At 37.8% G+C, this 15,387-nt stretch carries 11 protein-coding genes; 4 read left to right on the top strand and 7 right to left on the bottom strand.

Annotated features, from left to right (window positions below; all coding sequences use genetic code 11):
- Positions 1 to 125 precede the first annotated feature (125 nt).
- The 6 genes from CH362_RS08235 to CH362_RS08210 all read right to left on the bottom strand — a co-directional run bounded on the left by CH362_RS08235 (position 126) and on the right by CH362_RS08210 (position 5,588).
- Positions 126 to 848, bottom strand: a complete 723-nt coding sequence (locus CH362_RS08235; protein WP_100709888.1) for a LytR/AlgR family response regulator transcription factor — start codon at positions 846 to 848, stop codon at positions 126 to 128.
- 4 nt (positions 849 to 852) lie between these two features.
- On the bottom strand, positions 853 to 2,202 hold the full coding sequence (locus CH362_RS08230) for a PAS domain S-box protein (protein WP_100709887.1): 1,350 nt from the start codon (positions 2,200 to 2,202) through the stop codon (positions 853 to 855).
- Positions 2,203 to 2,297: 95 nt separating this feature from the next.
- Entirely contained in the window at positions 2,298 to 2,741 is a 444-nt protein-coding gene (locus CH362_RS08225; RefSeq protein ID WP_100709886.1) for a DoxX family protein, read from the bottom strand.
- A gap of 83 nt (positions 2,742 to 2,824) precedes the next feature.
- Complete coding sequence (locus tag CH362_RS08220) at positions 2,825 to 3,697, bottom strand: AraC family transcriptional regulator (protein ID WP_100709885.1); 873 nt, start codon at positions 3,695 to 3,697, stop codon at positions 2,825 to 2,827.
- A 54-nt stretch (positions 3,698 to 3,751) separates the two neighbouring features.
- Positions 3,752 to 4,414: an NAD-dependent epimerase/dehydratase family protein gene (locus tag CH362_RS08215; RefSeq protein WP_100709884.1), complete on the bottom strand. Its 663-nt coding sequence runs from the start codon at positions 4,412 to 4,414 to the stop codon at positions 3,752 to 3,754.
- 4 nt (positions 4,415 to 4,418) lie between these two features.
- The gene (locus CH362_RS08210; RefSeq protein ID WP_100709883.1) at positions 4,419 to 5,588 is read right to left on the bottom strand and encodes an MBL fold metallo-hydrolase; all 1,170 of its coding nucleotides are present in this window, start codon (positions 5,586 to 5,588) and stop codon (positions 4,419 to 4,421) included.
- A gap of 151 nt (positions 5,589 to 5,739) precedes the next feature.
- On the opposite strand from CH362_RS08210, the gene CH362_RS08205 reads away from it, so the two are divergent.
- Positions 5,740 to 6,276, top strand: coding sequence for a TetR/AcrR family transcriptional regulator (locus CH362_RS08205; RefSeq protein ID WP_100709882.1), 537 nt, complete (start codon positions 5,740 to 5,742; stop codon positions 6,274 to 6,276).
- Between the two features lie 132 nt (positions 6,277 to 6,408).
- Positions 6,409 to 8,883 carry a SpoIIE family protein phosphatase gene (locus tag CH362_RS08200; protein ID WP_100709881.1) on the top strand — a complete coding sequence of 825 codons (2,475 nt, stop codon included), beginning with the start codon at positions 6,409 to 6,411 and terminating at the stop codon, positions 8,881 to 8,883.
- Between the two features lie 7 nt (positions 8,884 to 8,890).
- On the opposite strand, the gene CH362_RS08195 is transcribed toward CH362_RS08200, so the two are convergent.
- On the bottom strand, positions 8,891 to 12,406 hold the full coding sequence (locus CH362_RS08195) for a nitrate reductase (protein ID WP_208859561.1): 3,516 nt from the start codon (positions 12,404 to 12,406) through the stop codon (positions 8,891 to 8,893).
- 336 nt (positions 12,407 to 12,742) lie between these two features.
- Between CH362_RS08195 and CH362_RS08185 the strand changes: the two genes are divergently transcribed.
- Entirely contained in the window at positions 12,743 to 13,264 is a 522-nt protein-coding gene (locus tag CH362_RS08185; protein WP_100709879.1) for a hypothetical protein, read from the top strand.
- 291 nt (positions 13,265 to 13,555) lie between these two features.
- A complete protein-coding gene (locus CH362_RS08180) occupies positions 13,556 to 15,343 on the top strand; it encodes an alginate export family protein (RefSeq protein ID WP_208859560.1) in 1,788 nt (595 codons plus the stop codon).
- Positions 15,344 to 15,387: the final 44 nt, after the last annotated feature.

Raw genomic sequence — 15,387 nt, 5'->3', positions numbered from 1 at the left:
CCTTTGGGCGTAATTCTTTCCGGGTTTCAGGAAAGAAGAAGGATAAGTAAATTTCTTTCTTAAGTCAATGGTCAGGATGGGATACGGGGAAATCCGTTATTAAACGGCAAAATCACAGGGGGAAATTAAAGAAGTTCTTTAATTTTGGAGATATATTTTCTTCCTACAGGAAGTTGTGTTTCATCCTCGTCCTTCAAATGAACTGAATAATTCCCCATATTATCACTTTGCAAATGAGACAACTTTTCCAGGTTAATTATATATTGTTTGTAGATTCGAAGAAACTTACTTGGTGGAAGCTTTTGCTCCAGACTTTTTAAGGATTTGTAAGTAACATACTGTCTTTTTTCAGTATGGACCACACTGAAATTATCTCTGGAAGAAATATAAATGATCTCTCCATAAGGAATAAGAAAATGATTTTCCTTTTCTAAAATAAAAAGCCCATGTTCGTTAAAAACATTCTTGGAAGGTTTGTCAGCTTCATTCCCTAAAATTTCCAGGGCACGATCCACTGCCTTAAAAAATCTTTCTTTAGAAAATGGTTTGAGTAGATAATCAATGACGCCGAATTCGAAAGCCTCAATTGCTTTATCTCTTAAAGCAGTAATAAAAATAATATAAGGTGGATTTTCCAGTCTTTCTAAAATATCTAAACCGGAAAGAATGGGAAGATTGATGTCCAAAAATGCAAGATGAAACTCTTCATTCTGGAGATATTCTAAAGCCTCTTCTCCATCTTTTGCGACTTTTACTAATTTTAATTCAGGACGAGCTAAACAATAATTTACGAGTAGCTCCCTAGTAGGCGCCTCGTCCTCGACAATTAATGTTTTCCATTCTGTCATCGTACTAATTTTTCGCGGATTTAAAACCGATCGTGACGATCGCGCCACCCTCTGGATGATTTTCAATTTTCACTTCGGAATCGTAAAGATAAAATTTCAGACGTTCAGAGATGTTTGCGATACTTCTGGAATGAATATTTGCATCACTTAATCCTTTTCCATTATCACGTATGGTCACCAGAGTTTTTCCATCTTGTATAGAAGCTTTTACGATAATTTTTCCTTTTCCTTTCTTATCTCTTAAACCATGGATATATGAATTTTCCACAAGAGGTTGTAAAGTTAAAGGAGGTATCTGGCATTGTTTAAAATTTCCCAATTTTTCAGATTCCACCTCCAAGAAGTCGGAAAACCTAAGTTTTAGAAGTTGGAGATAATTTTCCATAAATTCCCATTCTATATCGAAAGGAACAAGCTGTTGATTCGCCTGGTCCATTAGAAATCTATAATTATCTGCAAGCATTAGTATCGCAGAATCCGCAAGCCCAGGATTTGTTTGTAAATAAGAATGGATAATACTCAATGTATTAAAAAGAAAATGAGGGCTCATCCTATCTTGCAGGATTTTCAGATTATTCTCTGCGTGCCTTGCCTTCTCTTCTGTTTCTTTTCTTTCTGTGATATCGTTTCGGATTGCAAGATATTGGTAAGGCTTTCCATTTCTGTCCAGGATAGGAGAGATGGTTGTATCCACCCAATAATACCTTCCGTCTTTTGCCTTGTTCTTAATTTCACCTTGCCAAATTTTTCCTTTGGCGATTGTCTTCCAAAGATCTGTAAAAAATTCCTTAGGATGATAGCCCGAATTGATGATACGATGATTATGACCTAAAAGTTCGTCTCTAGAATACCCGCTGATATCGCAGAAGTTCTGGTTCACATAAATGATCGTTCCAGCTTTATCAGTGATCGCAACAATGGACACAGCATTAAGTGCAGTTTGAAAATCAGAAAGTTCTTTTAAAGAACTTGTTAATTCCCTTTCTATCTCCTTTGTCCTTGTGATATCTACACCCACAAACCAATTTGTAGAACCAAAAAGAGGAAATTCAGAAGAAATATTGGAAAGAGAGACTAACTTGGACTTTCCTTCTTTAGAGAGTAGATCTAACTCCCAGTTTTTAAAATCAGAGTTTAAAAGTTCAGGATTGAATCCAGAAGGTTCCCCTTCTCCTTTCACTTGGATGAGATTTTTAAAGGAGAATGTTTTATCGTTCAGAATTTCTTCAGAAGAAAATCCTAAAACTCTTTCACATTCATAATTCCAGGAAACAGGCCTAAGGTTCTCATCCAAGGAAAAGAAAAGGATAGGCATATTATCCAAAACTTTTTTCATTCTAACTTCGCTTTCCATAGACCTTGAGAAATTCCTTATAACCCAGTGGCTTTCGGAAATCTCACCGAAGAACGAGGGTTATTTTTAAATTAAAAAATAACCCTCGGTTTTTACTATTTCAATTTTTCAGATAAAATACCATCCAAGGAATAAGCGCCTCCTCCTGAGAATGCCAGAATAAACGCAAGTCCCATGGCTAAAACATGGTATTCATAACCTTCTCCACCTTGGTTCCCAAACCAATTCATAAAAAATCCATTTTGTCTCTGGAAGATCGCAGCACCGAGCATTGTGATACCAATTCCGAAAGCGGATAATTTAGTACAAAATCCTAAAATTAAACCTAAGGCTCCAAAAGATTCTGCCAAGATCACAAGAACACCGATGATTGTAGGAATTCCTTGAGAAGAAAAAAAACCAAGAGTGGAACTCCAACCATGTCCTCCAAACCATCCCAATAATTTTTGAGCTCCATGAGGTAGCATTACAATCCCTAAAACCAATCTAGCTACCGTAAAAAGTAAATTTGAATCGGTCGCAAAAAACCTTTCTAACATTAAAATCTCCTAATATGGATCCTAAAACCCATAAAGAAGAATAAGAAATTGTTTAAGGAAAGTAAATGGACGAAAGATGTATTTTATTGTGTTTTTCGTCCAGACTCTCTGAATTGTTCAGGTGTAAGACCTGTCAGTTTTTTGAAATATCTACTGAAATACGCATTATCCAAAAATCCCAATTCAAAACAGATTTGAGTGATATTCAGATCGGAATGTATCAATAATCTTTTGCATTCCAGTAAAACTCTATCATGTATGACAGACTTTGCAGATTTTCCCAAGATATTCTGACAAAGTCGATTTAAAGTATTTGGAGCAAGCCCCAATCTTCTGGAATAAAAAGAAGTTCCTCTTTCTTTCAAAAAATATTTTTCTAATAAACTTTGGAATTCAGAAACAGGTCGATTTTTTTTTATAAATAATTCGGAAGAAGTATCGTATTCTTTTTTAATTTGCAATAAGATCAATTGGCTTAGTAAAAATAGAACCTTAGGTTCAGAACCTTCTTCAAATTCGGCTACCAATCTGCCAAAGTCTGCTTTCAATTTAGTAAGATTTCTTAATACGATCTTGGATAAACCTGGTTCGTAACCAAAAAAAGGATAATTTCTAAGTTCAGAATTCTTTTCATTTTGCTCTAGAAAGAATTCAGGGCTGATCTTTAAGGCGAATCCTTTTGGCTTTTTATGAAATTTCCAAGAATGCACCTGTCCAGGTTTTAAGAAGAAGATCGAATTCTTTTCTATTTCAAAATTCTGGAAATCGATCTTATGAGTTCCTTTTCCTTCTGAAAAATAGAAAACAGCAAAGTAGGAATGTCTATGAGAACTATCGTATTCTGAAAAACTAGGAGGTAGGTTTTCCAACCTACCTGCATAGAATATTTTATCCCTAACATTCTCCGAAATTTCAGACAAATGGATCAAAGGGACTTTCTCGGCCGACTTAGACATCCATTTGAAGTCCGAAGATTTTCAGGAAAATTGCAAGTAAAAACTGAAAAGGCCTTAGGATTTGGATAACTCCAGAATATCCTGTACTTCTATAGTATTCTTACTATAACCATTTTCGCTAGCATGGATCATTGCAACAGCAAGCTGTTTCAAAGTAGAAACACGTTTTGGGAAAATTGTTCTTAGGATCGGAAAACTCCAACCAATATACTTATAAGCAGACAAAGTATTTTTCGCTCCTGGAGTTGGATGCATATATCCTGGACGGAAATTATATACCTTCTCAAAAGGAAGTTTTAATAGATCATTTTCCGTTTTACCTTTTACCCTCGCCCACATTGTTTTTCCTTTTTCAGTACTATCTGTTCCTGCGCCCGAAATATAAGAAAAAACCATATTAGGATTTAAAGAAGCCAAAGTGCTCGCCACATGCAGAGTTAACGTATGAGTGAGTTTAAAAAATTCTTCTTCACTTAATCCTATGGAAGAAACTCCTGAGCAGAAAAAGCAGGCATTATATCCTTTTAATTTATCCTTAACCAGGGAAATATCTGAAAAATCAGAATGTAGGACTTCCTCCACCTTTGGATGAGAAATACCATAAGGTTTTCTATTTAAAAGAAGTATCTTTTCTACATTCGGATCTTCTAAACATTCTAGCAGAACACCTTCTCCCACCATTCCAGTGGAACCTGTGATAATTACTCTTAATTTCATATGACTACCTCGCACTCGCTGTATTTTCTTCCAGTTGGCTGGAAAGAATTGGATCTTCTTTGGCGGAATTAAAAGGAAGTTTAGGCCACCAAACAATATAATCTTTTTGTAAACCCGGTTCTGCACTTTCTCCTGGTTTAGGAGTGATCACAGTTACCCCGAGTTCTTTAGATTTTTCTAAAACTCTTTCGATTGGTTCTGTCCATCCATGGGAAGCAAGAGCAAATAATCCCCAATGAATAGGAAGAAGAACCTTACCTTTGAGTTGTGTATGAGCAATCACCGCTTGTTCCGGCCCAATATGCCAGTCTGGCCAAGCTTGGTTATACTGACCTGTTTCTATCATAGTTAGATCAAAAGGTCCGTATTTTTCTCCTATCTCTTTCATCTTAGGGAATAAACCTGTATCTCCTGAAAAATAAATTCTATGTTTAGGTCCAAGTAGAGCATAACTGGACCAAAGTTTTTCATCATTATCCAAAAGATATCTACCGGATGCATGTCTTGCAGGAGTGCTTACTATTTCCAAATTTTTGATCTTCTTAGTTTCCCACCAATCCATCTCTATAATTTTTTCAGTAGGAACTCCCCAATAAGAAAGATTTGCTCCGAGTCCAAGTGGAACTACAAATAATATGTTTCTATCTTTCAATTTAGAAATGGTTCCCAAATCCATATGATCATAATGATCATGAGAAATTAATACTAAATCGATTTCAGGAAGATCTTCCAAAGAAATCAAAGGTGGATACCATCTTTTAGGACCGATCCAGGAAGAAGGAGAAGTTCTATCAGACCAAACAGGATCAGTCAAAATCCTAACTCCATCTAATTCTATCAAAGTAGAAGAATGTCCAAACCAAGTAACCCTTAAACCAGACTCTGGTAATTTAGAAAATCTTGATTTTTCCACATAAACAACAGGAACGGGATCCTTAGGGCTTACATCCGCGCTTTGTCGGAACATACTACCTAATGCCATCCAGAAATCGTTAATCAAAGGTTGAGGATTTACAAATTGTCCTTCTTTCCATTGTGGAGAACTCTGCATTCTGATCAGCCTTTCTCCTTCTGCCTTTTTACCCAGAGCTTGGCAGGTATAAAAAAACGACGCTCCCAAAACTAAGACCAGGACTGGGAAGAGCCATTTTCGAGAACTGTGAACCTTCTTCATTTTTACTATTTCCTCTTTAAGAATGGATCTACTCGGGTCTCGGATAGATGATATTCTTACATTTTGACAATTTAAATCTAATTTGTCAATTTTTCAGACCTGGGAATCCAGATAAAGTTGACATTTTTTTATAAATTTGTCAAATAATCTTATGACTCGAAAGGCAAACCTAGTGGACGAGGAGAGAAAAAAGGAAATTTTAGATGCCGCCTTATATTGTTTTCTTCAATTCGGGTATTCCAAAACCTCTATGGATGATATCGCTAAGCAGGCGAATTTATCTCGGCCTCTTCTATATTTAAAATTTAAAAGTAAAGAGGATCTTTACGAAGGGATTTTCGATTATACTTTAGAGGGAAGTTACGAAGAAGCGGAGAAGGTTTTAAGCCAGAATATTTCTCCCAAACAAAAACTTCTGCGGGTTTGTGAACTGATACTAATAGAACCTTGGGCAAAAATAGAAGGAAAGCCTAAGACCTCAGAGTTTTATGAAACCTGTTCTAAATTATCTCCAAAGAGTACTCAAAAATATGAGCGCCAAATTATCAAATTCACAGAACAGATATTAGGAGACAAAGAAAGCGCTAAAGTGTTCTTCCTGGCTTTAGAAGGACTTTCTGCGGACCTTCCAAAAACGAAAGTTTTACGCAAAAGAGTCGAATTACTCACCGAAAGATTTACACGTTAAGTTATTTGCGGTTTTCAATAATTTTCCGACCTTTCCGGGTCGAAAATTACAATCATGCTACGTCTTAGGATTTAGCTCTTGCCAATAAATCGGGGTATTATACCCTGCAGCTGACTTTTTACAAGAATCGTAATGACCAAACTGAAATTTCTCATTCCATCTAATTTACACAGATTTGTCTCACAAAAACTTCTTATATTCTGCCTAGTTTTTCTCCTTGGTAATTGTGAGAGAGCCTCTTGGATCGCGGAAGATTCTATTCTATCCTTGAATGGAGAATGGGAATTTGTCTCCGACAATAATACAAATCCTAATTTCAAAAAAGGAACTAAGATCACTGTCCCATTTGATTTTAGTTCGGATGATGTTTATCAAAATTATGATGGATGTATTTCAATACGTCATGCGCTACCGGAGAAGGCCCGCGCTTGGATGAATCAGCAGACTTCGGTTGCAATCGACTCTGGCCATAGTTCAGACTTTGCAGAATTTTATCTAAACGAAACTTCCAAATTAGGTCTTATCGGAAAAACAGGAAGAAGAGATCCTTATCTTTCCGGACAGGATGGAAGGATCGTATCCGTATTACCTGCTGCAGTATTTCGCCCTGGCGGAGAAAATTATATATATGCAAAGATCTGCACAATCCCGGGAAAACCTTTCCATTGGAGTGGACCTAAAGTTTCATTAGGACTTTCAGAATCCATTTTTAAAAAATTTGGATTAGAACTGAGCGTTGCGTTCTTACTTGCGGCAGTTTATATCAGTGTCGGACTTTATCACCTTCTTTTAGCGATCAGAAGACCGAGTGATATATTCAATTTATATTTTGGATTCTTCGCTATATTTTTCTCTATATTCCATCTTACTAATAATTCCACTGCTGAGATACTTTTCGGGTCGCATAGGCAATTACAGTCCAAGGTGGATCAGTTCTCCTTGATGATGTTTATAGGAAGCCTTCTCTTGTTTATTGCAAGATTCTTCCAAGGAAAACATCCTAAATTTGCAGTATATTCTGCGGCGCTCTACGGATTTGTAGGTCTTTTAGATATATTCGTAAATCAGTATATTAGAGATCTATTACTCACGATTATTGCAGGACTCACAGTAGTTTTTGTTCTTCCATATATTTCATTCATTACGGGAAGATCCGCCTGGAAAGGGAATTCTGACGCAAGATTACTCTTAGGCGGAGTTGCATTGATTGCGCTCGGCGGATTACATGACTATGCGGTGACAAATAGGCTAATCAATTCCGCACTTATCATGCCATTCACATTCTTAGCATTTATATTGGGAATAGCGTTCATATTAGCAAATCGTTTCGTTCGTGTTCACAATGAGGTAGAAGAGTTAAATGCCAGTCTCGAGGAGAAGGTCCGCCAAAGGACAAATGACCTTCAAAAAAGTCTGACCGAGATCAAAGAACTCAAACACCAACAGGACGGGGATTATTTCTTAACTTCCCAATTAATGCAACCATTAGCCGGAAACTATGGGCATAGCGATATAGTGAGGGCCGAAATACTTTGCCGTCAGAAAAAAAGATTCCAATTCAGAAATTGGCAAGGTGAATTGGGCGGAGACTTATGCGCAGTATATTCCCTAAAATTAAAAGGACGACCTGTATTAGTTTTCTTTAATGGGGATGCAATGGGTAAATCTATGCAGGGGGCCGGTGGAGCTCTCATCATGGGAACCATTTTTAAAACCATAGTCACAAGAACCCAGAATACTGTAGAGATGCAGGAACTTTTCCCGGAACATTGGCTCAAAAGATGTTACCATGAACTGAAAAGTGTATTCGTTTCCTTTGATGGAAGAATGTTGATCTCCATGGTAGTTGGAATCGTAGACGAAGAATCAGGATTAATGTATTTCGTAAACGCAGAACATCCCCAAGTAGTGATGTATAGAGACGGGAGAGCTGACTTCTTATCCGAGAATGGAATGTTAAGAAAAGTAGGAGTAGAAGATCCAGAAGAGGTATTCGTAGTCCAAACACTCCAGCTCAAACCAAATGACGTAATCTTAATTGGCTCAGACGGAAGAGACGATGTTCAACTTGGGATCAACGAAGACGGAAATCATATCATCAATGAAGACGAAAGAGCGTTCTTAAGAGATGTAGAAGAGGCGAAAGCTGAACTTCTACAAATAGAATCCCTGATCCAATCCAGGGGAGATATCATAGACGATTTGAGTCTTGTAAGAATTTCTTATAAGGAAGAGATGACATCCGTTGCGGATATTTTGGACGATCCTTTTCAAAACCAACAAGTTCCGGATGCAATCTCTGAAAAATCAAATCGTAGAAAAGCTCTCAGAAACGCAATAGAAGAGAAAGATTATATCTACGTTGGTTCAGAAGGACAAAAGTATTTGGAAAAATATCCGGATGATAGCTCTGTCTATCTCTGGGTTTCTTATGCGCTTGCAAGACTTGGAAATTACGAAAAGGCGATTGATTTCGGAGAAGTTCTCCTTATGAGAGATCCGACCCATTCCAAAAACCTGGAACATTTAAGTAAATTACATTATAAAAATGGAAACAAGGTCCGAGCAGAGGCTTTATTAGCGGCCTCTAAATTTAAATTAGACTAAAAAACTCTTAGGCTTCTTTTAGCATACTTTTCAGGATTGTAGTTACTTCCAAACGGCAGCTTCCACATCCTGTTCCTGCTCCGGTTCTTCTTCCGATAGCATCTAGGGTTCTTTCACCATCCTGGATGGCTTCTCTAATATTACCCTCTCCTACTCCATTGCAGGAACAGACAACCTTTCCTTGGAGAGGTTTCATCATCTCTCCATCATTCAGCAAATGTTTCCTGCGATCTCCGAGCTCAATCCCGGAAGAAACCCAATCTTTCATTCTACTAAAAGAAGATTTGTCTCCTATTAATATCGCAGCAACCAATCTATCGTTTCGGATAATACATTTTTTATAAAAACGTTTTTTACGATCTAAGAATATGATCTCTTCAAATTCCCCTCTTTTGTCCTGAGGAATTTCCATCGGAACATCAGGAAGACGGATGGTCGCCAATTCCAATCCAGGAATTTTTAAGATATGAGCATGTAATGAACCAGTGTATTCGTTAAACGCATAACCAAATAAATGCTGTGCTGCAATTTTAGCCTGGTCATCTACTGCAGAAATATTTCCATATGTTCCAGTTTTATGTTCTGCAATTTCCCCGATGCAGTATACATCGGGATCACTAGATCTTAAAAAAGAATCCACTACTACTCCGCTATTACAATCCAATCCACCTTTTACAGCTATCTCGAAATTCGGTTTGGTCCCAATTGCAAAGATGATCCCGTCCGGTTCTATAAAATTTCCATTTGTTAGCTGGACTTTAGAGACTCTTTCTGTTCCTTCTATTTTAGAAATTTCGCATTCGAATATTAGCTCTATTCCTCTTGAGAGAATTTCTTCTTTTAAGATTTCTGCCCCAACCGCATCTAATTTTTGGGACATCAAACGATCCGATCGAACAAGAACAGTCACTTGTACGCCAACACCTTTTAAAGCGGCAGCGAGTTCTAATCCTAAAAGTCCTCCACCCACAATTAAAGCATGAGATTTAGGAACAAAAAACCCTTTTATACGATCAGCATCAGCTTTACTTCTTAAACTAAACACTCCCTGCATTTCAGGAGGAACCTTATTAGGCCAAACGGGAGAACTTCCCATAGCAAGTACAAGTTTATTATAAGAATATAATGTTCCTTCCGTATCACGGACCTTCTTCCCTTCCGTATAGATCATTTGGACTGATTTATTTGGGAAAAGATCCAAATTCCAGTCTTTGACCTCGTCTGGATCAGTAGGCATCAGATCGTCAAATTCCTTCTCCCCTCCAATATAATCAGGAAGAAGGACTCGATTATAAAATGGATTTTCTTCTCTACACATTACAGTGATATCATCACCGGGAGCAAGGTCTCTATATTGTTTTAAAAATGCATAAGCTGCAGTTCCTCCACCTACTATGAGTATTTTCTCTTTAGCTTTTTTATATTGAGTGATACGAACAGCTGAAATTTTAAAACCAGGTTGTTTTGAAAAAGGATCGGAAGCAGAACTTGTAAGATTATTAGATCTGAATATATCCGTCCCATTCTTTCTTCCCCAATGCATTGGCAGGAACACAACACCTCGTTTGATTGATTCAGTCAGAAGTGCTTTTGCGCGAACAGATCCTCTTTTACTCGAAATGGTTACCACCATTCCATCTTTGATATCATATTTATAGGCATCATCCGGATGGATCTCTAAAAAAGGTTCAGGCCTATGTTCTCTTAATTTTTTGACCTTACCGGTACGAGTCATAGTATGCCATTGATCTCTGATCCTACCTGTGGTAAGCACCAAAGGAAAATCCTCGTCCGGTTTTTCCGAATCATCTTCTGATCTTACAGAATGGATCTTTGCCTTCTCATTCTTTCTATAAAATTTACCGTCACCGAATAATCGTATATTATCCAAATGTCCTTTTTGAGGATAAGGCCATCTTACAGCTCTATGTTTACGAATTTCTTCATAATCTAAACCTAATATATCAATCTTGGTCCCTTCGGTTAATCTGCAATGTTCCAGAAATATTTCTTCTTCATCTGAGTAATGGAAGGAAGGACCAAATCCCATTCGTTTTGCAAAATCTTGAATGATCCAAGAATCGGCCCTAGCCTCTCCAGGAGGCTCCAAAATTTTTGGAAGAACAGAAATACTCCGATCGGAGCTTGTCATCGTGCCCTTCTTCTCCGCCCAACCTGCAGCAGGTAAAACAAGATCTGCAAAAGGGATCACACTTGAGTCCGCAGAAATATCCTGAACAACTACAAACTCAGCCAAACGAAGTCCAGACTCAGCCGATCTCACATCTGGAAGACTCACTGCAGGATTTGTACAAATAATCCAAATAGCCTTCATTCTTCCTGAAGCAAGCTTTTCAAAAATTTCAGTCGCGCTATAACCTGGAGTCTCCGAAATCGAATCGACTCCCCAAAATTTCGCGACTTCTTTTCTGTGTTCAGGATTTTCCAAATCTCTATGAGCAGGAAGAAGATTACAAAGTCCGCCAACTTCTCTTCCCCCCATCGCATTGGATTGACCTGTTAAGGAGAATGGACCGGACCCAGGCTTTCCAATATGCCCAGTAAGAAGAGAAAGATTGATGAGAGCTAAATTTTTATTTACCCCAACAACACTTTGATTCAAACCCATTGCCCATAAACTGATAAAACCATTTGCTTTAGAGATATACTCTGCAGTTTTATATATGAGTTCAGAAGAAATCCCACAGATTTCTGCTGCTTTCAAAACAGAAATTTCAAAAACTTTTGTTTTTAATTCTTCGAATCCTTCTGTGTGATCCTGAATAAACTTTGGATCTATCCAATCCTTCTCTATTAAAATTCTTGCAATTGCATGAAATAAATAAATATCAGTTCCAGGATCTATCTGCAGATGAATATCCGCATGCTCGCAGGATTCAGTTCTGCGAGGATCGATCACGATCAACTTGATATTCGGATTTTCTTTTTTCCTAGCTTCAATCCTTCTGAATACAATCGGATGGCACCAGGCTGGATTTGCACCAGCAACTAAAAAACAGTCTGCAAGATCCAAATCGTCGTAACCTACGGGAACAGCATCTTCTCCGAACGCCATCTTGTATCCCGTAACGGCGGAGCTCATACAAAGCCTGGAGTTTGTGTCTATATTATTTGTTCCTAAAAAACCCTTAGTTAACTTATTTATAATATAATATTCTTCCGTTAGAAGTTGCCCAGAAACATAAAAGCCAACGGAATCGGGACCGAACTCCTTAATAAAACTTTTAAATTTTTCTGCAGCGAAATCGAGAGCCTTGTCCCAGCTTGTTTTTTTTAAGGGAGCGAAACGATCTTCTCTCATCATTGGGAACAAAAGTCTGTCTGACCTGTCCATGACGGAATAATGCAAATTCATCCCCTTTGAACAAAGTATCCCTCTATTCGTAGAATGATCCGGATCCCCGCTTACGGAAATTTCCAATGGCCCGGATTTTTCCACCTTCAGGCCACAACCCACCCCGCAGTACGGACAGGTGGTCTGAAAAGTTTCCGGGTTTTGCATACCTATATTCATGCAATTATCACGCCAGAGCATGGATTATTTAGAAAACGGGTCAAATTGAGGCTTTCTGAATCTGCTTTCAGTGGGAGAAGTCCCTTCCAGCCTCAGTTCCGAGGCAGTTTGTATAGAATCTCTGCAATGTAGTATCTTCGACAAAATCGTCATCCCCAAGATCCCCTGCCTTCTCCAGCCAAGAAGCGCAGAATATACGTTGGAATCAGGATTCGATGCGATTAGAAACGAATTGCCTTTCTTTTTTAGATCTGGCATTTATCCTGCATATAAAGAAAAAGTATCCCTTGGATACAACGGGTCGCTCAGGCTCGAACCCAAAAAATGAAAGAGAAGAACGAGCATGAAATTTTGTTTTTTTTCTATTCCCAAGCGGACTTCTTAGAAGAAGTCTGGGCGGAATACAAAAGATCTCCAGCAAAACTTTCCTGCTTAAATCTAGTGAATTGGATTTTTGCGGCATTTCCGATTTACGAAGACATTTCTAAACTTCTCCCTTCTGTGATCTCAAAAACAAAACTGGCTTCCGAAAACGGAAACGATCCCGACTTTTCTTACGAATTAAAAAAAGTAGATATAAATGTAAAAACTCCGAGTGAGTTAGTTTCGATCTACAAAAGAGTTTTTGAAAGTAAACAAACGGATAAGAAAAAATCTCTCCAAAACAGTAAATACTTTTGGAATCTACAAAAAGAAATCCAAGAGGGAAGAAAAGGTCCCTTACTAGTTTCATTAGAAGAAACCACCAAGAGTATAATTCGTTTCAATAACGAACTTGAACTGGAGTTGATAGAACATTACGGATTCAATTTCCGCAAAAAACTGAATATAGACATCATCACCTAAAAAGCAAAACTCATGCCAACTATGTAATTTTTTAAAAAATAGCAATATTAAGCGTTAAATTACCTCTCCAAAAGACAGTCGAAGATACTACAGAAAGAATTTTCCTAGAAAACGCATCTAATTTATACATTACGTATATATTTAAAACGTACAGAAAATACTACACACGATCTAAATCTCAGCAAATCACTTTAATACACCAATTCACTTAACAATCATATATTTTTACCATATTGGCACAGTAATTGCTAAAAGTTTCACAAAGATACTTTTACTGTGGGCTACTCCTGGATGAATACAATCTCGAAACCAATGTTTAATTTTATACTTCTCTTAATAACTATTGTTATTAGTATTTCCGCGTATTCGGAGGAGGACCCGAATAAAAATACAAAGGAAACAATCCAAAACCCACTGCCCCCTTCTTCCGATACGAATAAGACAGAAGGCACTGATCCGAAAACTAAGAAGCAAGAGCCTAAGTATAATTCTCCATGGAAGGGAAATATTCCTGTAGATCATCTCAGAACTCTTTTAGTTACTCCGGAGCAGATGAAGGATACACAAAAGTCGGATCTATTCTGGTTGGATAATTTAAAATTAGGAGTTTCTCTCCGTCCTAGATTCGAGGCAAGAGAGAATCCTGACTTTAATAAGAAGACAGATGATTATAGTTCTTTTGTAGGACAAAACACTCAGCTCTGGTTTTTATTCGATCCTTCTCCCTATTATGCGATCAAAGTTACTATGCAAGATAGCAGACTCTGGGGAGGAAGTCAAACTCCACAGAATGCTGGCAACTGGACATACGGGCTTAGCACGGGTGCTGGGACCACTTTGACTCCGGCTACTTCTACCAATACTAATATAAGAAACAATACTGATATTAGGGAAGCCTATATCGTATTCAAAAAAACTGATAAACTTCCTGTTTCCGTTTTTGTAGGTAGACAAGTATTTGCTTTCGGGGATCTGAAAATTGTAGGTCCATTAAATTGGCTTCATACAGGTTTTGCATTCGATGGAGTTAGATTCGTTCACGATTCACAATGGTTTAGGTCTCATGTATTTGGAACAATCTTATCCAACCAATATGATGCTCCTTATGGTTTGACTACGAGTAATGGAAGATCTAAGGGTTCTATAGACCAGGCTTACTTTTTCGGTGCTTATAATACGATCAAGTTTGGAGAAGAAGCTCACTTAGATGTATATATGTTCGAAGTTTCTAAAAAATGGATCCCCAATACAAATCCTACAGATTTCGATAATCGTCTGAAACAAAGAGACGATCTATTGACCACTGGTTTTAGATTCACCAACAGAACGAACAATAACCTTCTACCTGCCGGAAAGATCTGGGATTGGACGATTGAATCTGCATGGCAGTCAGGAATGACTGGGGACAGAGTAAAAGCGGATTGGGATATCTTAGACCAAAAAGCAGCTAACGGTAAAAATATTTATACGGAGAAGGTTCAGTATGATACAAGACTTCTCTCCTTGGATACTGGGATCAAAGTAAATGATTGGATCCGATTAGGTTTAGGTTATACATATGCATCAGGAGATCCGAATAGATCCGATTCTAAGGTAGGGACTTGGCAGAGTTTATTTCCGCAGATTGCCGGCTCTTTTCCAAACTGGAATACAATGAATGGCCAGGCTCTAATGGCAGGATTTGAGAATATAAAGTCTTATTCTATCAGAGCAAATCTCAAAACAGAATATGGAATGTTTATATTCGCGTTTTACGATACTCAGAAAGCAAATTTACAAGATGCTTGGTATAAGGTTTCAGGAGTCCCGAATACTGGAGCAAGCACCGAAAATTATTCGAATGATAAGTTCTCTTATGACAATTCTAGATTAGGCAGAAGATTATTCTATCAGTACGATTTTACTTGGATCTATAATTACACTGATTCAGTTTCTATCTGGATGGGAATTTCCGTCGTGAAAGCTAAAGAAGCAATCGGGAATGAAAGAACAAATCCATTTGCTTCTAATCCTGATAATAGATACACGTTCGACGATACTTCTAAGTTCTTTTATCTCATGGTCTCCGCCTCCCTATAAGGCAATCCTTTCCTTGGGAGGGGTCGAAGTTTCGGCCTCTCCTT

This window comes from Leptospira saintgironsiae, assembly GCF_002811765.1.
In the GTDB taxonomy this organism is placed as follows: Bacteria; Spirochaetota; Leptospiria; order Leptospirales; family Leptospiraceae; genus Leptospira_B; species Leptospira_B saintgironsiae.
Note: the sequence above shows the minus strand (reverse complement) of the source record. Positions and strands in the feature narration are given on the sequence as shown.